General features: G+C 60.3%; 17 protein-coding genes, 2 tRNA genes and 1 pseudogene. 4 read left to right on the top strand and 16 right to left on the bottom strand.

Features of this window, described 5'->3' with window-relative positions:
- Window positions 1-49: 49 nt before the first annotated feature.
- The 7 genes and pseudogenes from AC19YS_RS11295 to AC19YS_RS11265 form a co-directional block, all read right to left on the bottom strand.
- Window positions 50-760: a DUF1989 domain-containing protein gene (locus AC19YS_RS11295; protein ID WP_010565176.1), complete on the bottom strand. Its 711-nt coding sequence runs from the start codon at window positions 758-760 to the stop codon at window positions 50-52.
- A gap of 16 nt (window positions 761-776) precedes the next feature.
- On the bottom strand, window positions 777-2009 hold the full coding sequence (locus AC19YS_RS11290) for a M20 family metallo-hydrolase (protein WP_010565177.1): 1233 nt from the start codon (window positions 2007-2009) through the stop codon (window positions 777-779).
- Complete coding sequence (locus AC19YS_RS11285) at window positions 2006-2830, bottom strand: amino acid ABC transporter ATP-binding protein (protein ID WP_373419542.1); 825 nt, start codon at window positions 2828-2830, stop codon at window positions 2006-2008. Before AC19YS_RS11285 ends, AC19YS_RS11290 begins: the two co-directional genes overlap by 4 nt.
- Entirely contained in the window at window positions 2817-3464 is a 648-nt protein-coding gene (locus AC19YS_RS11280; RefSeq protein WP_010565179.1) for an amino acid ABC transporter permease, read from the bottom strand. The genes AC19YS_RS11285 and AC19YS_RS11280 overlap by 14 nt, the downstream gene beginning before the upstream one ends.
- Window positions 3464-4123 carry an amino acid ABC transporter permease gene (locus tag AC19YS_RS11275; RefSeq protein WP_010565180.1) on the bottom strand — a complete coding sequence of 220 codons (660 nt, stop codon included), beginning with the start codon at window positions 4121-4123 and terminating at the stop codon, window positions 3464-3466. The genes AC19YS_RS11280 and AC19YS_RS11275 overlap by 1 nt, the downstream gene beginning before the upstream one ends.
- Before the next feature lie 7 nt (window positions 4124-4130).
- Window positions 4131-4979, bottom strand: coding sequence for a transporter substrate-binding domain-containing protein (locus AC19YS_RS11270; protein WP_034128257.1), 849 nt, complete (start codon window positions 4977-4979; stop codon window positions 4131-4133).
- A gap of 991 nt (window positions 4980-5970) precedes the next feature.
- Window positions 5971-6520, bottom strand: a pseudogene (locus AC19YS_RS11265) (TonB-dependent receptor domain-containing protein); the annotation flags it as partial.
- 115 nt (window positions 6521-6635) lie between these two features.
- Here AC19YS_RS11265 and AC19YS_RS11260 point away from each other — a divergent pair.
- Both AC19YS_RS11260 and AC19YS_RS11255 read left to right on the top strand, forming a co-directional pair.
- Window positions 6636-6711, top strand: a tRNA-Val gene (locus AC19YS_RS11260).
- 20 nt (window positions 6712-6731) lie between these two features.
- Window positions 6732-6808: transfer RNA gene (locus tag AC19YS_RS11255), tRNA-Asp, on the top strand.
- Between the two features lie 79 nt (window positions 6809-6887).
- On the opposite strand, the gene AC19YS_RS11250 is transcribed toward AC19YS_RS11255, so the two are convergent.
- Window positions 6888-8402, bottom strand: a complete 1515-nt coding sequence (locus tag AC19YS_RS11250; protein WP_500601719.1) for an MFS transporter — start codon at window positions 8400-8402, stop codon at window positions 6888-6890.
- A 103-nt stretch (window positions 8403-8505) separates the two neighbouring features.
- Here AC19YS_RS11250 and AC19YS_RS11245 point away from each other — a divergent pair, with 103 nt between their 5' ends.
- The gene (locus AC19YS_RS11245) at window positions 8506-9429 is read left to right on the top strand and encodes a LysR family transcriptional regulator (RefSeq protein ID WP_448194821.1); all 924 of its coding nucleotides are present in this window, start codon (window positions 8506-8508) and stop codon (window positions 9427-9429) included.
- Here the strand turns inward: AC19YS_RS11245 and AC19YS_RS11240 are convergent.
- The 8 genes from AC19YS_RS11240 to AC19YS_RS11205 form a co-directional block, all read right to left on the bottom strand.
- The gene (locus AC19YS_RS11240) at window positions 9389-10081 is read right to left on the bottom strand and encodes a response regulator (protein ID WP_106580700.1); all 693 of its coding nucleotides are present in this window, start codon (window positions 10079-10081) and stop codon (window positions 9389-9391) included. The genes AC19YS_RS11245 and AC19YS_RS11240 overlap by 41 nt on opposite strands.
- Window positions 10078-12729 carry a DUF4118 domain-containing protein gene (locus AC19YS_RS11235; protein WP_500601717.1) on the bottom strand — a complete coding sequence of 884 codons (2652 nt, stop codon included), beginning with the start codon at window positions 12727-12729 and terminating at the stop codon, window positions 10078-10080. Before AC19YS_RS11235 ends, AC19YS_RS11240 begins: the two co-directional genes overlap by 4 nt.
- A gap of 133 nt (window positions 12730-12862) precedes the next feature.
- Window positions 12863-14932 (bottom strand): potassium-transporting ATPase subunit KdpB, encoded by a 2070-nt coding sequence (kdpB, locus tag AC19YS_RS11230; RefSeq protein ID WP_179607087.1) that lies wholly within the window; start codon window positions 14930-14932, stop codon window positions 12863-12865.
- A gap of 12 nt (window positions 14933-14944) precedes the next feature.
- A complete protein-coding gene (gene kdpC, locus AC19YS_RS11225; RefSeq protein ID WP_106580703.1) occupies window positions 14945-15592 on the bottom strand; it encodes a K(+)-transporting ATPase subunit C in 648 nt (215 codons plus the stop codon).
- A 10-nt stretch (window positions 15593-15602) separates the two neighbouring features.
- Window positions 15603-17309, bottom strand: coding sequence for a potassium-transporting ATPase subunit KdpA (gene kdpA, locus AC19YS_RS11220; RefSeq protein ID WP_106580704.1), 1707 nt, complete (start codon window positions 17307-17309; stop codon window positions 15603-15605).
- A gap of 107 nt (window positions 17310-17416) precedes the next feature.
- Complete coding sequence (kdpF, locus tag AC19YS_RS11215; protein ID WP_053255293.1) at window positions 17417-17515, bottom strand: K(+)-transporting ATPase subunit F; 99 nt, start codon at window positions 17513-17515, stop codon at window positions 17417-17419.
- 1530 nt (window positions 17516-19045) lie between these two features.
- Window positions 19046-20521 (bottom strand): inorganic phosphate transporter, encoded by a 1476-nt coding sequence (locus tag AC19YS_RS11210; RefSeq protein ID WP_200623568.1) that lies wholly within the window; start codon window positions 20519-20521, stop codon window positions 19046-19048.
- A 322-nt stretch (window positions 20522-20843) separates the two neighbouring features.
- The gene (locus tag AC19YS_RS11205; RefSeq protein WP_057701255.1) at window positions 20844-21044 is read right to left on the bottom strand and encodes a hypothetical protein; all 201 of its coding nucleotides are present in this window, start codon (window positions 21042-21044) and stop codon (window positions 20844-20846) included.
- A 46-nt stretch (window positions 21045-21090) separates the two neighbouring features.
- Between AC19YS_RS11205 and AC19YS_RS11200 the strand changes: the two genes are divergently transcribed.
- On the top strand, window positions 21091-21330 hold the full coding sequence (locus AC19YS_RS11200; protein WP_124416644.1) for a hypothetical protein: 240 nt from the start codon (window positions 21091-21093) through the stop codon (window positions 21328-21330).

The raw sequence follows: 21330 nt of genomic DNA, 5'->3' as shown, positions 1-21330 counted from the left end.
CAGGCATCCTAGGGTTACGGAGGCCTGTCGTCTACTGGGATATTGACGATTAGCCGTGAACCGAGAAGGTAACTTCCACCGGGTTAAGGTCATTGATAGGCACGATGTCCTGAGGGCAGGCGGACATCACCACGATAACGTCCATGTCTGCACGGATTTCAACGTAGTCCCCTGCTTTGGATACCGGCGGCAACCATTCAACAGTGTAATCAGGCTTGACCGGAATATTCATCCACAGATTGAAAGGCTGCGGAACTTCATGGGAGCGCAGACCGATAGCCTGCAAGGCCAGACGCATGTTATCCGCGCAGCTGTCGTGATAACCCTCTACTCCCAGGTTGGTGTAGCGGTGCAGATCACACGCAGCCATCAAGGTGTCGTGAATGCCCGGTGAGGTGTCGGTCAGCAGGGTGCCGATCGTGCGGCGACGGTTACTGAACAGCGTGTCGCCAGCTTTGGGAATGATGCTGTTGCAATGCGCGCGAGCATGTTCCATCGACAGGAATTCGCTCATGTCTTCGCTGTTGAACAACCAGGTGTCACATACCTGGGTGCCGTGAGTGTTGACGATTTTGATGACCTGGCCAGCTTTCAGGCGGACGGCGCGGCCACAACGGGCAGGCACTGTGTAGCTTTCGCCCAGGACTGGAGTGCCATCGGCCGAGATCGGTTCTTTCAACGTGGCGTTGATGCCCAGCGAGGAGCCGTTGTCGGGCTGGCAGCAGGCTGGATAGTCATGGCTATGTGTGATGTTGGTCATATGAGTTCCTATGGGTTCAGGGTTGTTCTGCAAGTGCAACCAAGCTCCAGGCCAATGCCTGGGCGCCTGCTTTCAATTGCGCGGGATCTGTGAATTCCTTCGGGTTGTGGCTTATGCCGTCCCGGCTGGGTACAAAAAGCATTGCTGTAGGACAGTGCCCGGCCAAATACATGGCGTCGTGGAAAGCGCCAGAACGTATCGATTGCCAGGCCAGTCCTGTGGCGTCGCAGGCGTTCTCCAACACATTGATGACCTGATGATCGAACGCGGTCGGGCTGTGGCTGAACAGGCTGGTCAGTTCGGCGTCGGCAGGCAGGCAGGCACTCAGGGCGTTATCGAAGGAGTCGAGAACCGCTGGATCGGCGTGGCGGAAGTCGATGCTGAAGGTTGCTTCGCCGGCAATCGTATTGATTGCATTGGGCGAGACGCTCCAGCGGCCGAATGTCAGGCGCTTGTCGTCACCGGCGAGTTGTTCGGCCAGTGCGTCAATGCGGCCCAGGGATTCCATGGCGAGCAACAACGCATCGCGCCGCATGTGAGTCGGCGTGGTTCCTGCATGTGCCGAAGCACCTTTGCAGCGCACTTGATACCAGCGCACGCCCTGAATACCGGAAACCACTCCTAGCGGGACATTGGCTTGCTCCAATACCGGGCCTTGCTCAATGTGCAACTCGACAAAGGCGTGTGTGGCGATTTTTTCGCGCAGTGGCAGGTCGGCAAAGCGCAGGGCGTGAGCGTCCAGTGCCTCTCCGACCGAGATACCCGCAACGTCAAGGTTGTTTCGATAGGTCTGCAGCCGTGCCGGGTCCACGTAGGCGCTGGAGCCCATCGCTCCCGGACTGAAGCGGCTGCCTTCTTCGTTGGTCCAGACCACCACTTCGATTGGGCGGCGGGTGCTGACGTTGAGTTCTGCCAACGCATACAGGCATTCAAGCCCGGCCATTACCCCGTAACAGCCGTCAAGCTTGCCGCCTGTGGGTTGGGTGTCGACGTGGCTGCCGGTCATCACTGGCGGTAAGTCCTCACGGCCTTCGCGGCGGATGAACAGGTTGGCACCGGCGTCGGTCCACACTTTGCAGTCAAGTTTTCGGGCTTCGTCAATCAGCCAGGCGCGGGCCTGGAGGTCTTCTTCGGACAACGCCTGCCGGTTCATTCCGCCATCGATGCCGGGCCCGAAGGTTGCCAGGGTCTCCAACAAACGCTGCAATCGTTCCGATGAAACGGCTTGCATCACTTGATCGGCAATCATGGGGTCACCTGCACGCGTGGAGTGAGGCTGCGGTCAAACCAGGGGCTGAGAAACTGCTGTAAGCGTTCCGTCTTTGGTGCCTGGAACAGTGCCTGCGGAGTACCGGTTTCAATTATTTTTCCTGCTTCCATAAACACCACCTGACTGGAAATCTGTGCGGCGAAACTCATTTCATGGGTCACCATCACCATGGTCATGCCATCGTTCGCAAGGCTGCGAATGACTTGCAGCACTTCCTCGACGAGTTCCGGGTCCAGCGCCGAGGTCGGTTCGTCGAGTAGCATCAGCCGCGGTTTTACTGCCAGGGCCCGGGCAATGCCGACGCGTTGCTGTTGTCCGCCGGAGAGGCGAGCCGGGTACGCATCCGCCTTGGCGCTCAAGCCGACCCGTGCCAATGCCTGATCAGCCAGGCTGCGGGCCTGCTCCTTGGCGATTTTCTTGCCGAGTACCAGGGGCGCCATGACGTTCTCGCGCACGGTCATGTGGGGCCACAAATTGAATTGCTGGAACACCATGGACAGTGGGTTGCGCACCTCATCGATCTTGGCTTTGCTGTCGCGGTCGGTTTCACGCCTGCCCGAGCCGCTGTAGCCCAGCAGTTGACCATCGATCCAGATCTCACCTTCGTCATAGCGTTCAAGGAAGTTCATGCAGCGCAGGGCGGTGGTTTTTCCGGAGCCTGAAGGTCCGATCAGCGATACGATTTCTCCGGCCTGCACGCGCAGGTCAAACCCACTGAGCACGCGGTTCGAGCCATAGGATTTACCAACACCACGCAAGTTAAGAAGCGGTAGGGTAGTCATCTGTTCAGCCTCGTAGATGGCGTGTCATGCGCCGCCCCAGTGCGCTGGCGACAGCGGCGACCGTTGAGGTCAGCAGCCAGTAGCTCAACACCAGCAGGGCGTACGGCAATACGTAGGAAAAGGTGGTGGATACGATGCGTCCGGCTGTCATGGTCAGTTCTGGCACAGTAATAATCGAAGTGACGGCGCTTTCCTTGATGGTCAGGATCACCTGATTGCCCAGTAGCGGGAGGGCGAATGCCAGCGCTTGCGGCGCTTGTATGTGCCAGAACACACGGCTGCGTGAAATACCATGCACCCGCGCCGCTTCCACTTGACCGTTGGGCACGCTTGCCCAGGCAGAACGGAACAGTTCGGCAAAGTAAGCAGCACTGTATATGGCCAGCGACAGGATGCTTGCCTCAACGGCTTCCAGCCGCAGACCGATGACGGGCAGCCCGAAATAAATAATCGCGAGTTGGGCGAGAAAAGGTGTCCCGCGGATCAGCCACACGTAAACGCGATAGATCGCTAGAAATCCTGGGACCGCCATGCGCAAGGCGTTGAGCCCAAATCCCAGCAGTAAGCCCATCGCAGCGGCAGTAAGGCTAATACCTAGCGTGACCAGCAGTGCATTGGCAAAATCTGGCAGATAACTCAATAATTCTTGCATCACTTGAGCTCCTTCCAGCGACGTTCCAGCAGGCTGCCGAGCACGCTCAACAGGCTTGTCAGCGCGAGATAAAACAAGCCCGCCACCAGATACACCTCAAGCGGGCGGTAAGTCTGTGAAACCAGTTGCTGGCTGACGCGCATCAAATCAGTGATGGAGATGACCGAAACCACCGCTGAAACCTTGATCACATCGATCAACTCGGAGATCAGCGCGGGTGAGGTGAGGCGCAACACCTGTGGCAGTTGGATATGAAACAGCGTTTTGTATTTGCCGATGGCAAACACGGCCGCCGCTTCCATCTGTCCCTTGGGGATTGCGGCGAAACCGCTGCTCAATATCTGCGACTGATAAGCCGCCGTATTCAGTGCAAGTGCCGTAGCAGCAGCCACCATTGGTGGCACATCCAGACCCAGGGCCGATGGGAGATAAAACAGAAGCAGCAGCTGCGCCAGCATTGGCGTACCGCGAAAGAAACTGACATACACCCTGGTGAATGCTCTGCCGGCACGGCTGCGACCATTGGCAATTAGATGAATTACTACGCCGAGAATGAAACCCAGCAGCATGCCGATGGCGCACAACCACAATGTGGTTATTGCACCGTCGATCAAGGCAGGCCAATAGAGCGCGAGACGGCTGCTGAAATCATTCATCATCAGCGGCTCAGATGCTCGGTACTGGCATGGCATCGGCAGGCAAGTCCATGGTGAAACCGAACCACTTATCCTGCAGCGTCTTTAAGGTGCCATCTTTCGCTGCGCGGGCAATGCCCTCGCTAAATAGCTTCACCAGGCTTGCGCTGTCAGCATCCTTGCGACCGACCCAGCCGAAATACGTCACTGGACCCGCCATCTCCGGCAGCGTTGTGAAAAGCCCCGGACGGGCTTTCATCAACGGGCCTAAGTTGGAAAGCGACTGTGCCACGCCATCGAGACGACCATTGGCCAAATCCGCATAAGCCTCATCGAAGCTCACATACTCTTTGATCTGCTTGAGGCCCGGTTGGCCCTGAGCTTTGAGCTTGGTATCCAGTGCTTGTAGCACTGCCAACTGCCCGGAACCTACTTGAGAGCCAATCACCCGGCCGTTCAAGTCAGTCAACGCCTTGATATTGGTGTCGTCGGCGCGCTTGAGCAGTGCAACGGTGGACTCGGCAATAGGGGCGGTAAAAGCGAATTGCTCGAAACGCGCCTTATTGACTGTCACCGATGTCACAACGAAGTCGAATTTGCGGGTATCCAGGCCAGGCAAAATCCCTTGAAACGGTAGATCGAGCTGGCGCACCTTGACGCCGGGCAAGTCAGCATCCAGTACGTAATGCATCAGGTCTGCGCCATAGCCGACAATCTTGCCATTCTCGACCGATTCGAACGGCGCAAAACGCGCCTCGGTGGCAACGACTATCTCGTTTTTCTGCTTGATGCGCTGCAGCAAATCGTCTGCGTGCGCTAGAGAAATACTGCACAGCGTGACGAGCGACAGCGACAGCGCCTTTAGAGTGAAACGCGTCATTGGTATTCCCCTTGAAGTACTTAAATTTATATTCAAGTAGCTTGAATAATATTACAAAAGCATGATTCGTGCCAGGAGTTAGCTCGAGGGAATTGGGGCGTAGGACAGGATAGAAAGACGGGGAAGTGCGCTAATTGCGTGCGATAGCCGGTGGTGCGCATTGATGTGGTGCGTGGTGTGTGAATGGTATCTGTAGTGCTTGGATGTGCCGGCGCTGCTCGGTTGCTTGTTCGTGGGGCGGGGGGGGAGAAACGCAGTGCTTACATATGCCCTAACGAGTAACTATTCAGAGCTCGAAAGCAGTCGGTCACGAATGGCAGCTTTGGTCAGCTTGACCGCCTTGGCACGCTTTGCAGGGGTGGCGAGAGCCGGAAGTTTGAACTCTGAGACGGCAGGCTACGATTGCGAGGCATTCGATTGAAACCGAACGCATGATCATTGATCTACAATAATTAGCACGGAACGGCCGCAATTGGCCGATTTCTGGCTTTAGTCAACTGCTTTACGTAGAGCCGCTGCAACGGTAATGGGCAATGCTACATCTGGCTGGGATCAGTTGACCACTACATAGCGACTGGGTTCCGGCTCCGAGGTTTTGACGTTACCAAGACGTATCAGGTGCTCGCGAACGTCAAGCTGGTCCAAAGTAATCTAGTCGGGCCATTCAGAGAGTCGCTGAGCATCGTAATTCCCAACTTGAAATAATGAGTACATAATTAAGTCCATCAGCAGTATGCTGAGCTACAGAAAGCTGAAGCTTTCAATGATTTAGAGGATGAGTTATGATCCCGTCCGCTGCGCCATATTCGGTCACCTGGAACGCTGAACGCCAGGTCACCACAGGAAGCCCGCTCATCGAGCGGGCTTTTTGCTGTCTGGGGTGTGCGAAACCTCAAAAAACGCCGCCGATCATTTCCGATGATCGGCGGCGTTTTTTATTGGCCGGTTAGCAATCCCAGCGCGTGGTAACCATGACATTGCGTGGTTCGCCTTACCCGGCGCAATTATAGAAACCGATGTCGGTGCAGTAGGACTTGTCGAAGCTGTGGTTGACGTTCAGCGTCGCCGAAATGTCTTTGGTGATCTGGTAGCGCGTCATCAGGTCCACCGGCCAGTAAGCGTCCTGGGAAAACGCTCATAGTTGCCGTGGGGGCTGTTGTGGATGTCCTGCCAGCCCGGCGCCAGTTTGCCGGTCATTTGCAGTTCATAACCCTTGCTCACCGCCTTGGTGCCTTTGCAGGCATAGTGGGTTGGGGGCAGCGTCTGGTTGTTGTAATCGTCGTCGGACACTGAGCGATTGTTTTCGTGGATTTCAAAATAGGCCGCGCTGGCGTTCAGGCGTCCGTCGAAGAAATCTGCCTTGAGGCCCAGCTCGTAGTTCTGGCGCAATTTGTTTCGCGGTCGCGGTTGTAGCTTTTCTGGGGCATGAAGAGGTCGGTGTAGCTGGCGTACACCGAGTAGGTTTCGTTGCGGTCGTGGATCGCGCCAATGTACGGTACGAAGCGCCCGGTAACCGCAATAGACTCGCGTTTGCGGGTCAGAGGCCCGGTTTTCCGGGGGCGTGCGCTGCGTTTATGAAAATATTTCAAATAAAGTGCATTTAAATCAAGACATTGCAGATTTTTGGTGTATGATGCCGCCCACACCGAAAGTGAAGGGTGATTAGCTCAGCTGGGAGAGCATCTGCCTTACAAGCAGAGGGTCGGCGGTTCGATCCCGTCATCACCCACCATTCGCTTCAACGTGTTACGCGCAGCGGTAGTTCAGTCGGTTAGAATACCGGCCTGTCACGCCGGGGGTCGCGGGTTCGAGTCCCGTCCGCTGCGCCATATTCGGTCACCTGGAACGCTGAACGCCAGGTCACCACAGGAAGCCCGCTCATTGAGCGGGCTTTTTTTTGCCTGCGATTCAGCTCGGCGATTCAACGGCGGGTGCCGTGGGGATCGGCGCGACCTCGCGTCGGCTCAGAAACGCGAACACCACCGCCGCCGTGAGCAGGGTGAGCCCCGCCAACCCTTGCAGCAAGGTGTTGAAGCCTGCGAGGTAGGCCGTGCGCAGCCCTGCCAGTGGCAGGGTCGCACTGGCGTGTCGGGCATCGCCCATGACCAACTGCTGGGCAATCACCGACACGTCCTGCGCAGTGCCGGCTTGCAGATGACGCGCGACCAACGCACTCAATACCGCCAGGGTGATTGCCAGCGCCACACCTTCACTGGCGACGCGGGTGGTATTGAAAATCCCTGCCGCCATCCCCGCGCGTTCTTTGGGCACCACGCTGATCGCCAGGCCGTCCATCAACCCCCAGGGCAACCCGGTGCCGATGCCGATAACCAGCATCGCGGCGACGGTCTGCACGGGGTGGCCGACGTTGACCAGGCTCAACCCGTACAGGCCTGCCGCCGCAATCAGCAGGCCGATAGCGCACAGCAGTCCCGCCGACAGCCAGCGCGTGAGGCTTGCCGCGATAATCGGCACCACCAGCATCGGCGCCGACAACGCCAGCATCATCAACCCCGCGTCAAACGCGCTGGCACCCTCCACACCGATAAACCGCAGCGGCAGTAGCACGATCAACACGATGTAGCAGTAACAGGTGCCGATCGGCAGCAACTGCACGCCGATAAAGCGGGGAAAACGAAACAACTCCAGCGCCAGCATCGGTTGGCTGGCGCGATGTTCCACGAGGATGAACACCAGCAAAAACACGGCTGCTGACGCGAGCAGGGCATGGATCGTCGATGAGGCCCAACCGTGTTCGGGGGCCAGGATGACCGCCGTCGTCAAGGTCACCAGCATGGCCGAAAACGTCAGTACGCCGGCCAGGTCCAGGCGCAGCGCCTGCGGGTCGCGGCTCTCGCGCATTTTGGGGGCGGCGAACAACAGCGACAGGCCCGCCAGCAACGCCGTGGTGAGGAATACCGCGCGCCAACCCCACTGTTCAATCAGCAGCCCCGACACCAGGGGGCCGAATGCCAACCCCGCGCCAAACGTACTGCCCAGCAGGCTGAAGGCTCGGGTGCGCGCATGCCCGTCAAACTCCTGCGCCAGTGCCGCGCAGCCGCTGGCCAGCGCAGTGGCTGCCGCAATCCCTTGCATGCCGCGCAATATATCCAGCCACACAATGCCCGGGGCCACGGCCAGCAGCAGTGACACCAGGGTAAACAGCAACATGCCCGACAAAAACAACCGCTTGCGCCCATAGCGGTCGGCCAGGGTGCCAGCGGCCATCAACAGGCTGCCGAAACTGAGCATGAACGCGTTGGTAATCCAGGCCAATTGCGCAGGATGAGCCGCAAATGCCTCACCGATAAACGGCGTGGCCACGGCGCCGCCGGTGAAACTCATGGGTAATACCAGCGCCGCGAGGCAAATCGCCGCCAGAATGGCATAGCTGCCAGGCGCGGATTCAGTGGTTGCGTTCATGGGCGTTCCCGTCGGTCTATAAAGATAAAGACTCTAATCAGGATGTAATCGCAGATAAACAGGTCTACATTCCGCTCAAAGCGGACTAAAAGGATGCAATGATGTGACGGACAATCTCAGCGGTGTGATCGCCTTCGTGAAAACCGCAGAAGCCCTGAGCTTTGTAGGCGCGGCGCGTACGCTGGGGATTTCCGCTTCGGCGGTGGGCAAAAATGTCGCCAGGCTTGAGGCCGAGCTTAATGTGCGGCTGCTGCACCGCAGTACCCGCAAGGTCAGCCTCACGGCTGAAGGGCAGATGTTCTACGAGCGCAGCCGCAAAATCCTCGATGACCTGCACGACGCCCGCGCGATGCTTTCGCATGCCATGCAGGCACCGCGCGGCAAGCTGCGCGTGAGCCTGCCCACCATCGGCTATCGCTTCCTCTTTCCGCACATGCTCGCCTTCAGAAAAGCCTACCCGGAGATCGAGCTGGAACTGGACTTCAACGACCACCTGGTGGATGTGATCGAGGAGGGGTTCGACGTCGTGATCCGCAGCGGCGGGTTGGCCGATTCGACACTGATGGCGCGCAAGCTTGGGCCTTTTCGCTTTGTGCTGTGTGCGTCGCCCAAGTACCTGCAGGCCAATGGCCGACCCCAAACCCTCAGTGATCTTGAACACCACCAGTGCCTGCGTTATCGGTTTGCGACCACTGGCAAAATCATGGATTGGACCTTGTCCGCCAACCCCGCGATGACCCAGTTGCGCCTGCCCACGGCGCTGACCTTGAACAACATGGAAGCCATGCTCAGGGCCGCCGTCGATGGCCATGGCATTGCCTATGTGCCGGACTTCCTGGCCCGTGAGGCGCTGGCCCAGGCACAGCTGGACACCGTGTTGGACGGGCACTCCGATGACCAGGGCCAATTCTGGGCGCTGTGGCCTTCCAGCCGGCACCTCTCGCCCAAGATCCGCGTGTTTGTGGACTTTGCCGCTGAGCGTCTGTTTACAAACCCATCAACCGGTACCCCACCTGCAACTCGGTAATAAAGTGCTGCGGCTGCGCCGGGTCCGCCTCCAGTTTTTGCCGCAAATGCGCCATGTGCACGCGCAAATAATGGGGACGGTCGATGTAATCCAGGCCCCACACTTCCAGCAATAATTGCCGGTGCGTCAACACCCGGCTTTGGCCACGAAGCATTGCACAGAGCAGGCGGTATTCGATGGGCGTGAGGTGCACCGGTTGCCCCTGGCGCCACACTTCATGCGTCGACAGGTCCACGGCAATGTCGCCAAACGCCACTTTGCTGGTGGCCGCCGCGGTACCCGTTTGCCCGTGCCGGCGCAGCTGTGCGCGGATGCGTGCGAGCAGCTCGGGCACGCCAAAGGGCTTGGTCAGGTAGTCATCGGCACCGGCATCCAGGGCGGCGACTTTTTCTTCCTCGCGATCACGTGCCGACAGCACCAGAATCGGCACCGCCAGCCAGCCGCGCAATTCGCTGATCAGCTGTTTGCCGTCTCCATCCGGCAGGCCGAGGTCGACGATCACCAGGTCCGGCTGGCGGCTGGCGGCATGGATCAGCGCGCGTTTGACGCTGTCGGCCTCGAACACCTGAAACCCTTCGTCTTGGAGGGCGATCCCGACGAAGCGGCGGATGTTGGCCTCGTCTTCCACAATCAAAATGCGTGCAGTGCTCATAGGGTTTCCATAAGCGGCGGGGTGCCCGCCGGTAACGTGATAGTGAAGTGCATGCCGCCCACCTGACCGGGGTTGGCTTCGATGCGCCCGCCATGGGCCTCGACGATACGTTTGGCCAGCGCCAGGCCCAGGCCGATGCCGGCGACGGACGACTCCTGCTGGCCGCGCGCGAAGGGTTCGAACAGATTCGCTGGTGCTTTGCCTGGGCCGTTGTCGCTGACATGCAGCACGATGCTGCCCGCAGTCGAGCAGGCTGCAACGGTGATCAGCGTGCCCGGCGGCGTGTACTTGGCGGCGTTGTCGAGCAGATTGACCAGCACCCGCTCGATCAACAGTGCGTCGATGTCCACCAGTGGCAAGTGCGGGTCCAGCGCAGTGAGCACGCGGTGGTGCGCCAGCGGCTCACGCAGCTGGCGCAACGCGCTGCCGACGACTTCTTCCAGCGAATGCCATTGCCGGTTCAGGCGCACGCCGCGTTCCTGCATGCGGGCCATGTCCAGCAGGTTTTCGATCAGGCGCTGCATCGAGGTGGCCTGTTCATGAATGCCATTGAGCAACTCGGTCAGCGGCCCCGGTGGGGCGTGGGGCAGGGCGGTGTCGGCGGCGCCGATCAGTGTGGTCAGGGGCGTGCGCAGGTCGTGGGAAATGGCCGCGAGCAAGGTGTTGCGCATTTTCTCGCCTTCCATCTGCACCAGCGTGCTTTGCGCCACTTCGACGAAGTGCACGCGTTCCAGTGCAATTGCCAATTGGCTCATGCAGGCTTCCAGCAGGCGGCGTTCCTGCGGATCGCTCAGGCGTTCGCTCTGGGCCAGTTCCAGCACCAGCACACCGCGCACGCGCATCGGGGCCTTGAGCGGCAAATAGCAGCCGTTGGCCGCCGACAACGTGTCGGTGCCATGGCCGGCCGCCTGGCCGTGGTCGTAAGTCCATTGGGCGATGCTGTCGTCAATCGGCAGCCCGCTCGCGCTGACGCTGTGCACGCCATCGGCGGCGTCCGGCAGCGCCAGGCCGACCCGCGCTTCAAACACGCCACTGAACGTGCGCAGGGCCACTTCGCTGATTTGCTCCACCGTCAACGCGGCCGACAGGTCGCGGGCCAGCCGCGCCAGGGAGGTGGCGCGTCGCTCGCGGGCGGCGGCGGTGCGGGCCTCGTGGCGCAAGCGCGCGGTGAGTTGCCCGGTGATCAGGGCGATGCCGAGCATCAGCGCAAAGGTGAAGAAATACTGGGTGTCATTGACGGTGAACGAGTAACGCGGCTGCACAAAAAAGAAGTCAAAGCACAGCACCGCGAGCATCGCCGCCCACACGCCGGGGCCGCGCCCAAACCGCAGGGCCACCAGCACCACCGTCAGCAAAAACAGCATGACCACGTTGGCCAGGTCAAACACCTGCAGCAGCAGGGCGGCGACCGCAGTGGCGGCGAAACACGCCAGGGTTGCCCACAGATACGCCAGCCGGGTGCCCGCCGCCGGCACGGTTTTTTCGACGACCGGCGGCTTGCCCGGCAGCAGCCCGTGGGCAATCACGATCTGATCGATCTGCGGGTGGTGCCGGCTGATCCGGTCGCTGACCGATTGATGCCAGAACCGCCAGGCCCGGCGCGGATGATGGCCCAGCACCAGGCGATTCGCGTTGTGCTCGCGGGCGCAGGCGGCCAGCGCCTCGGCCACGTCCATGCCCGGCAGTGTGGCGGTGTCGGCACCGAATTCGGCCGCCAGCGCCAAGGTTTTCATCGCCGTCAGGTAGCGCCTGGCGCCACGCCCTTGATGCGCGGCCACGTGCACCACGATCCAGTCGGCTTCGAGTTTTTGCGCCAGCCGCGCAGCTTCGCGCACCAGGCGCTCGTCGCCGGCATCGCCCGCCACGCCGACCAGCAGGCGCTCGCGGGCCGGCCATACGGTACTGATCGAACGCTCGCGACGGTACACGCGCATTTGTGTGTCGACCCGATCCGCCGTGCGCCGCAGCGCCAGTTCGCGCAACGCCAGCAGGTTGCCCTTGCGGAAAAAATGCCGCGACGCGCGCTCGGCCTGCGGGCCCAGGTACACCTTGCCGTCCTTGAGGCGTTGCAGCAGATCGTCGGGCGGCAGGTCGATCACCACCACTTCGTGGGCGTTATCGAACACGTGATCCGGCACGGTTTCGCGCACGCGAATGCCGATGATGCCGCTGACCAAATCATTCAGGCTTTCCAGGTGCTGGACGTTCAGCGTGGTCCACACGTCGATACCGGCGCTGAGCAACTCTTCAATGTCTTGCCAGCGTTTGGGGTGGCGCGAACCGGGTACGTTGCTGTGGGCCAATTCGTCCACCAGTACCACGGCGGGATGCCGGCGCAGGGCCGCGTCGAGGTCGAATTCGCTGAGCGCGAACTCGCGGTGCAACAGGGCGGCGCGGGGCAGTTGTTCCAAGCCTTGGAGCCACTGGGCGGTCTCCGCGCGACCGTGGGTTTCTATCACGCCAGCGAGCAGGTCGCGGCCCAGCGCAACTTCGCGTTGCGCCGCCGCGAGCATCGCGCAGGTTTTGCCCACGCCGGCATTGGAGCCAAAGTAGATACGCAATTTGCCGCGCAAGGCGGCCTGTTCTTCCAGCTGTACCCGTGCCAATAAGGCGTCGGGGTCGGGGCGGTCATCGTTTAATGCGGGCATATTCTTCCTGGTGAATACAGTGCTGTTACCTGTGGGAGCGGGCTTGCTCGCGAATGCGGAGGGTCAGTCACACATGCACTGACTGACCCTCCGCATTCGCGAGCAAGCCCGCTCCCACATTGGTTTGGCGGTGCTACACGAGACCCAACCCGCTAAGCAGCATGTCGATCAACTTGATCCCGGCAAACGGCACCAGCACACCGCCCAGCCCGTAGATCAGCAAGTTGCGGTTAAGCAGCGCCGCCGCACCAATCGCCCGGTAAGTCACCCCGCGCAAGGCCAAGGGAATCAGCGCGACAATGATCAACGCGTTAAAAATCACCGCGCTGAGAATCGCCGAGTTGGGGCTGCTCAGGTGCATCACGTTCAATGCGCCGAGCTGTGGGTAGGTGGCGACAAACGCCGCCGGGATGATTGCGAAGTACTTCGCCACGTCATTCGCCACGCTGAAGGTGGTGAGGGCGCCGCGGGTCATCAGCATCTGTTTGCCCACCTCGACTACTTCGATCAGCTTGGTCGGGTTGCTGTCGAGGTCGACCATGTTGCCGGCCTCTTTGGCGGCCTGGGTGCCGCTGTTCATCGCCACCGCCACGTCGGCCTGGGCCAGTGCCGGCGCGTCGTTGGTGCCGTCGCCGGTCATGGCCACGAGCTTGCCCTGGGCCTGGTAGTCGCGGATCAATTGCAGCTTGTCTTCCGGGCGGGCCTCGGCGAGGAAGTCATCCACGCCGGCTTCCACCGCAATCGCGGCGGCGGTCAGGCGGTTGTCGCCGGTGATCATCACGGTCTTGATGCCCATGCGCCGCAGCTCGGCGAAGCGCTCCTTGATGCCGCCTTTGACCACGTCTTTAAGCTCCACCACGCCCAGCGCCTTGGCGCCGTCGCACACCACCAACGGCGTGCTGCCGCGTCGCGACACTTCATCGACCTTGGCCTGCAATGCTGCCGGGAAACTCCCACCCAGCGCTTCGATATGGCTGCGAATCGCATCCGCCGCGCCCTTGCGAATCGCACGGCCTTCGGGCAAGTCCACACCGCTCATGCGCGTTTGCGCCGTGAAGTGTACAAAGCTTGCACCCAGGGCGTTGATGTCGCGCGCGCGGATGTCGAATTTCTGCTTGGCCAGCACCACGATGCTGCGGCCTTCCGGGGTTTCGTCGGCCAGGGACGCCAGTTGCGCAGCGTCCGCCAGCTCGGCTTCCTTCACACCCGGCGCCGGCAAGAAGCTGCTGGCCTGGCGGTTGCCCAGGGTGATGGTGCCGGTCTTGTCCAGCAGCAACACGTCGACATCGCCCGCGGCTTCGACCGCCCGGCCCGAGGTGGCGATGACGTTCGCCGACATCATCCGGCTCATGCCCGCCACGCCGATGGCCGAAAGCAGGCCGCCGATGGTGGTGGGGATCAGGCACACCAGCAAGGCCACCAGCACCGTGGCGCTGATCACACTGCCGCTGCCGCTCATGGCCACGGCGAAGATCGAATACGGGCTCAGTGTGGCGATCACCAGCAGGAACAACAGGGTCAGGCCCACCAGCAAAATCGTCAGCGCAACTTCGTTGGGCGTCTTCTGGCGCTTGGCCGATTCAACCATCGAGATCATGCGGTCCAGGAACGATTCGCCGGGGTTGACGCTGATGCGCACCACCAGCCAATCCGACAGCACCCGCGTGCCGCCGGTGACCGAGGAAAAGTCGCCACCGGCCTCGCGAATCACCGGTGCCGATTCGCCGGTGATCGCGCTTTCATCCACCGAGGCCACGCCTTCGATCACCACGCCGTCCAGCGGCACCAGGTCGCCGGCTTCGATCAGCACCACGTTGTCTTTGCGCAGCAGGCTGGCTTCCAGCGGTAGCCAGGCGGCGCCGTGGCGCGGTTGCTGCAACAACTTGGCCAGGGTCTGGCGTTTCATGCCGCGCAGGCTGGCGGCCTGGGCGCGGCTGCGGCCTTCGGCCAAGGCTTCGGCGAAGTTGGCGAACAGCACGGTGAACCACAGCCACAAGGTGATGCTGAGGATGAAACCGCTGGGCGCTTCACCCTTGCCGCCCAGGGACTGGAACCACAGCAGGGTGGTGAGAATGCTGCCCAGGTACACCACAAACATCACCGGGTTTTTCCATTGCGCCTGAGGCAGCAATTTCTTCAACGCATCGACGCCGGCAGTGAGCACGATGCGTCGATCAAACAGAGGTAAACGAGCATTTTTCATGAGGGCAATCTCTTACTCACTGACCGCAATAGAGGGCTGATGTGCATCCAGCGCCAAGTTGAGTTGCAGCACATTCACCCGTGGCTCGCCGAGCAGGCCGAGGGTGCGTGCGGCGGTGTGGTCGTTGAGCAGTTGCAGCAGGTCGGCCTCGGGGATATGGCGCAAGCGCGCTACCCGTGCCAGTTGCAGCCGGGCGTTGGCCACCGAGATATGCGGGTCGAGGCCCGAGGCGGAAGCCGTGACCGCGTCCACCGGCACCGGGGCGTCGGCCGGCAGGCCGTTGTCCTGGCGATAGGCCTTGGCGCGTGCGGCGACCTGGTCCAGCAGTTTCTGGCTGGTCGGGCCCAGGTTGCTCGCGCCGCTGGAACCGGCGTTGTAGGGCTGCGACACGCTTTTACTCGGGTCTTGCGGGTCGGCGCCGAGGGTCATGCTCGGGCGGCCCTGGAAGTACTCAGGCTTGGTGAAGTTTTGGCCGATCAACGCTGAGCCGATCACCAGGCCGTCGCGTTCAATCAGCGAGCCACTGGCCTGATACGGGAACAACAGTTGCGCGGCCACGGTGGTGAAAGCGGGGTACGCCAGGCCGGTCAGCAGCATGAAAAACACTGCCGACACCAGCACCGGACGCAGCAGCCCTTTGAATATCGATTGAGTCGTCATCAACATGTCCTTAGTTGTACGTCTGGCCGGACAGCAACTGCAGTTGCTCCACCAGCGGGCCGAGCGCGAGCGCCGGCAAGAAGGTCAGGCCACCGACCACCAGCACCACGAACACCACCAGCAGCATGAACAGCGGGGTCGCGGTGGGGATGGTCCCGGCACCGGCCGGTACGGTCTTTTTCATCGCCAGCGAACCGGCCACGGCGAGCATCGGCAGCATGGTGAAGAAGCGCCCGATCAACATCGCAAGCCCAATGGTGGTATTGAAAAAGGGTGTGTTGGCGTTCAGCCCGGCAAACGCCGAACCGTTGTTGGCGGTGCCCGAGGTGTAGGCGTAGAGCACCTCGCTGAACCCGTGCGGGCCGAGGTTGTTGAGGCTGGCCATGGTGTCCGGCCACAGGGCGGCGAGGGCGGTGAAACCAAGAATGCTGATGGGGTGCGCGAGCACCGAGAGCATCACCAGTTTCATCTCGCGGGCCTCGATTTTCTTGCCGAGGAATTCCGGGCTGCGCCCAATCATCATGCCCACCAGAAACACCGTCAACAGCGCGTACTGGATCAGGTTGATAAAGCCCACGCCGTCGCCGCCGAACACACAGTTGAGCATCATCTGCGCCAACGGCACGAAGCCACCCATGGGCGTCAGCGAGTCGTGCATGGCATTGACCGAACCCGTGGTGGCCGCGGTGGTGGTGGCGATAAACAGGCTGCTGTCGGCGATGCCGAAACGCAGCTCCTTGCCTTCCATGTTGCCGCCGCTTTGCTCGATCGATAGCGTCTGGTTGGCGCCGGCCTGGGTCAGCAACGGGTTGCCGGTTTGCTCGGCGCCGTACACCAGCGCGAGGAAGCCGATGAACATCACCAGGAAGGTGCCGAAAAACACCCAGCCCTGACGGCGTTGCAGCAGCATGCTGCCAAAGGTGTAGGTCAGTGCCGACGGGATCAGCAGCATGCTGAGGATGTGCAGGATGTTGGTCAGCGGCGTCGGGTTCTCGAACGGGTGCGCGGCATTCATGCTGAAGAAGCCGCCGCCGTTGGTGCCGATGTGCTTGATCGATTCAAAGCTGGCGACCGCGCCGACGATCAGCTGTTGCTGCGCGCCTTCCAGGGTGGTCGCCAAGGCTTGTGAGGCGAAGGTTTGTGGCATGCCTTGCCACACATACACCAGCGCCATGGCCACACACAGCGGCAGCATCACCCGGTACAGGGTGCGAGTGAAGTCGACCCAGAAGTTGCCGATGTCGGCCGAGCTTGAGCGGCTCAATCCGCGAATAAACCCTGCGGCCGCGACCACGCCGGACGTGGCGCCGACAAACATCAGAAAGGTGATGACGGCCATCTGGCTGAAGTTCGACAGGCTGGTTTCACCCGAGTACGCCTGCCAGTTGGTGTTGGTAATAAAGGACGCGGCGGTGTTGAACGCCAGGTCCGGGGTTTGCGCGGCCAGCCCCAGCGGGTTGATCGGCATTAGCGCCTGCAATCGCAGGACGATATAGCCGAGCAGCATCATCGCCGCGTTCGACAGCAGCAGCGCTGAGCCATAGCGGGCCCAGCCCATGGTCTCCAGCGGGTTGATGCCCAGCAGGCGATAGGTAAAACGTTCCGGCAGGGCGTGGCCGGTCCCGGTAAACACCCGGGTCAGCCACTTGCCCATCAGCACGGCGAGCCCGGTCATCAACCCCAGGACCAGCGCAAATTCCAGCAGAGTGCTTAGCATGTCGTGGCTCCGTTCAAAGCTTGCCCATGGCGACAATGGCCATGGCAGTCGCAACAAAAAACATCAGGGAGAGGCCGATAAACATCACGTCGTACATGGCGGACTCCCTAGAACTTTTCAGCGCGGATGAGGGCGTAGCCCAGGTAAGCGAACAGGCCCACGGCACATAAGCCGCTGGCGACATAAATGAAGGTCAGTGTGAGCACGGTGTAACTCCCCTTGTTGAAGAAGCGGGGGAGGTTATGCGCTTGGGTATTAAGCCCGGGCACTGATTACAGGGGGCGGTATTAAGACGGTATATAGATGGGTTTTGGCTGGACGAACGAAAACAAGGGATAGCCCGGTGCCGGGGTATCCCTTGAAAAACTGGGGTTCTGCTGATTTCAGTGATCAGCTTATTTGGCTTTCTTTTTCTTTTCGCCGCGGGTGGCGAGGTGCTCGAAGCAAAACGCGGCGGTGCCGAAGAGCGCAATCATTGACAGGACGACCATGCCTAAAGTTGAACTTTCCACGATGACTTCCTACGGGTTTTGGGGGTAGGACGTGACGGTAGAGCGTGGGGGGTTAGTTGCTCAATAGGGACGACGTAATCGTTATGGGGAAGTTGGAATTTATACGGGTTCTTTACGGGCTGGTGGGGGGGAGTACATATCCGTTGCTGCGGTAACGGCGGCTTGGGGTTCCGCTCTTACAGCGGGTCACTTTTGGCAAACGCCCCAAAAGTAACCAAAAGGTCTTTGCCCCACCACTCGGCCCCTCGCTTAGGCTCGGTGTGCCCTCACTCCGGCTTGAATCCGTGGGCCGCCGTGACGGGCCATCCATGGCCCAACACGGCTAACCCGGCGTCCTGCCGGGTTACCCACGGATTCAAGCCTGCGTTCGGCCAGCGTGGTTGACGGGGCCTGGCAGATCAAAGTCAAAAGCAAGATCAAGAGCAGAGCACGGCGGCCTAGTAGCCGACCTGAGTGGTAGAAGCAAAAGCAGGGCAGAAGCACAGCAACAGCACAGCAACACACTTCTATCTGATGCACAGAGATCCAAATGTGGGAGCGGGCTTGCTCGCGAAGGCGGTGTGTCAGCTACACATGAATTGACTGACCCACCGCCTTCGCGAGCAAGCCCGCTCCCACAGTTTGACCGAGTCCAGCCGCCAGCACCGCACTGCTTGGCTTTTCTGTGGGAGCTGGCTTGCCTGCGATGCAGGCACCTCGGTCTATCAGGCACACCCAGTCGATGCCATCGCAGGCAAGCCAGCTCCCACATTTGATTGAGTTCAGCCTCCAAGATCAGGTCGGCTGTCAGGCCGCCTCGCCTTCGTTTTTGATCTAACCACTCAGGTCGGCTACCAGGCCGCCGTGCTCTGCTTTTGATCTTGATCTGCTTTTGACTTTGATCTTAGGCGCCCCGTTAAACCACGCTGGCCGAACGCAGGTAGTACGGAGCGGGTAAACCGGCAGGACGCCGGTTTAGCCGCGACGGGGCAGGGACGGCCCGTCGCGGCGGCCCGCTCCGTAGTACCGGAGTGAGGGCACACCAAGCCCAAGCGAGGGGCCGAGTGGTGGGGCAAGAGCCCTTTGGTTACTTTGGGGCTTTTCCAAAGTGACCCGCCGTAAGGGCGGAACCCAAAGCAGCCATCACCCAAACAACGGATATTCACACTAACCCGCAGCCCAAAAAAAAGGCGCGACCCCCATCAGAGATCGCGCCTTCTTTATCAGCCGCAGCCTAGTAGCCTATCAACTACCCAGCGCCTTGGACGCCAACCAGAACAACCCGGCCGACAAGCCCACCGTCGCCGGCAAGGTCAACACCCAAGCCATCAGAATGGTCTTCACCGTACCACCCTGCAGGCCGCTTTTATTGGCAACCATGGTCCCGGCAACACCGGACGACAACACATGGGTAGTCGAAACCGGCAGGCTAAAGATGTTGGCCAGGCCAATCATGCTCGCCGTGGTGATCTGCGCCGACATGCCCTGGGCATACGTCATGCCCTGCTTGCCGATCTTCTCGCCGATGGTCAGCACCACACGCTTCCAACCCACCATCGTGCCCAGGCCCAAGGCCAGTGCCACCGCCAGGATCACCCAGAACGGCGCGTACTCGGTCGTGGCAGTCAGGTCTTTACGCAGCTTGTCCAGGTCGGACTTCTCACGCGCATCCAGGCCCGGCAGCTTGCCGACTTTCTTCGCGGTGTCGTCCAGGCACAGCAGGTAGCGGCGCACTTCGATACGGTGCTCGGAGGTCAGCGAGTGGTAGTCCGAGACACCTTTCAAAGTGTCCATCAGCGCGCTGATGGTGGGCTCGGTCTGCTGCGGGTTGCACTGGAACTTGCCCGGCAGGTCATCCTTCACGCTTTTGCCCAGTGCCAGGAACTCGCCGAGGGTGGCGTTGTTACGCTGGTAGAACTGGCTCAAGTGCACGGTGGCGTCACGGGTGCGCTCGATCTGGTAGGTGGTGCTGCCCAGGTCGAGTACGAACTGCGCCGGCACGATACCGATCAGCACCAGCATGATCAGGCCGATACCTTTCTGACCATCGTTGGAGCCGTGCACAAAGCTCACGGCCATCGCGGAAATCACCAGCACCAGGCGGTTCCAGAACGGCGGGTGTTTCTTGTCGTCGAGCTTGCGGCGCTGGTCCGGGGTCTTGTGCATCTTCGACAGCGGGCGCCACCATTTCAGGCCAAGCAGCACCAGGGCTGCGACCAGGAAACCGGCCATCGGCGAGAACACCAGCGATGCGCCGATATCGATCGCTTTCTGCCAGTTCACACCGTCAGCCAGCGGAATATCGTTGATCAGGGCATTGGCCAGGCCGACACCCAGGATCGAGCCGATCAGGGTGTGGGAACTGGAGGCCGGGATACCGAAGTACCAGGTGCCCAGGTTCCAGGTGATCGCCGCTGCGAGCAAAGAGAAGACCATAGCCAGACCATGGCCAGTGTTCACATTGATCAGCAACTCCACCGGCAGCAAATGCACGATGGCGTACGCGACACCGACACCACCGAGCAACACGCCGAGGAAGTTGAACACCCCGGAGAAGAACACGGCCAGGTGCGGCGGCATGGCTTTGGTATAGATGACTGTGGCCACCGCGTTAGCGGTGTCATGAAAGCCATTGATGAACTCGAAGGCGAGGACAAAGGCCAGGGCGAGCAACAGGCTCACTAGAACCCACGCATCCAGTCCGCTGAATAAATCGATCATGAAGGTTTTCTGACCCGGTCGTAAGGGGGCGCGATTATGCCAGAAAACCTCAGTAATCGATGCACTAGCTGCTCATCGGTAACAATCTTCATTGAAAAAAAACCGGGCAGGGGTGCGCATCCCAGGGTTTTCGGGGCTTTGGCAAGTCTTTGATTTATAAAGCGCAGGGTCGAAAAAGCGGGATTTTTTGACCGAATTGTCACATTTGAAACATTTGTACGAAATTTCGTTCAAGGCTGTAGGAGCCTGATTAAATCAGGTTGCCCGCCGCTGGCAATGCGCCAGCGGCGGTGGCAAAACCTTGAAGCTCAAATCGAAGCGCTTATGGCTCTTCGGTTTTGAGTTCCTGTTCAATCTTTTGGATTTCCTGGGCAAATGCCTGATCGAGCAAACTGGCTCGTTTGCGCCAGGGCTTGCGCTCGGGCTCAGGCTGGGCGGCGTAGGTGGTGATTTCCCCGCCGTAAACGTCCTTGTAACGTTGCTCCTGGCGCTCAAGTTCCGCGCGCAGTTCGTCTTTCGTCACAGTGTTACCTAAATGAGTTGAGTGTATTGAATGTGCAGCGCCACGCTTGAAAGTCGTCCTCGGTCTGTTTCAAGTTGAACAGGCGAACTGTTCAAGTTTGAAAGAAGGCACCAGGGGCAAAACGTTTAAGCGGATACGTGTGACCGGCGATGCTGGAACGCTGCAAAGCCTGGCGAGCTCCAATCCCGATTATTGTTATCGGGCCGACCTCTGCACAGGTTGCATTATAGCGGCGTATTTGAATAACACTATCGGCGTGAAGTTAAAAAGCGTCAACGTTGCGTGA

The sequence above is a fragment of the Pseudomonas sp. MF08831 genome (genome assembly GCF_059862645.1).
The sequence above is the reverse complement of the archived record's forward strand: the minus strand, read 5'-3'. Positions and strand labels throughout refer to the sequence as shown.

Bases quoted from the DNA above. Each gene is read 5' to 3' on its own strand.
- AC19YS_RS11295 (WP_010565176.1), bottom strand. From the start codon at position 760: ATGACCAACATCACACATAGCCATGACTATCCAGCCTGCTGCCAGCCC.
- AC19YS_RS11290 (WP_010565177.1), bottom strand. From the start codon at position 2,009: ATGATTGCCGATCAAGTGATGCAAGCCGTTTCATCGGAACGATTGCAG.
- AC19YS_RS11280 (WP_010565179.1), bottom strand. From the start codon at position 3,464: ATGCAAGAATTATTGAGTTATCTGCCAGATTTTGCCAATGCACTGCTG.
- AC19YS_RS11275 (WP_010565180.1), bottom strand. From the start codon at position 4,123: ATGATGAATGATTTCAGCAGCCGTCTCGCGCTCTATTGGCCTGCCTTG.
- AC19YS_RS11270 (WP_034128257.1), bottom strand. From the start codon at position 4,979: ATGACGCGTTTCACTCTAAAGGCGCTGTCGCTGTCGCTCGTCACGCTG.
- AC19YS_RS11250 (WP_500601719.1), bottom strand. From the start codon at position 8,402: ATGAACGCAACCACTGAATCCGCGCCTGGCAGCTATGCCATTCTGGCG.
- AC19YS_RS11240 (WP_106580700.1), bottom strand. From the start codon at position 10,081: ATGAGCACTGCACGCATTTTGATTGTGGAAGACGAGGCCAACATCCGC.
- AC19YS_RS11235 (WP_500601717.1), bottom strand. From the start codon at position 12,729: ATGCCCGCATTAAACGATGACCGCCCCGACCCCGACGCCTTATTGGCA.
- kdpB (WP_179607087.1), bottom strand. From the start codon at position 14,932: ATGAAAAATGCTCGTTTACCTCTGTTTGATCGACGCATCGTGCTCACT.
- kdpC (WP_106580703.1), bottom strand. From the start codon at position 15,592: ATGACGACTCAATCGATATTCAAAGGGCTGCTGCGTCCGGTGCTGGTG.
- kdpA (WP_106580704.1), bottom strand. From the start codon at position 17,309: ATGCTAAGCACTCTGCTGGAATTTGCGCTGGTCCTGGGGTTGATGACC.
- AC19YS_RS11210 (WP_200623568.1), bottom strand. From the start codon at position 20,521: ATGATCGATTTATTCAGCGGACTGGATGCGTGGGTTCTAGTGAGCCTG.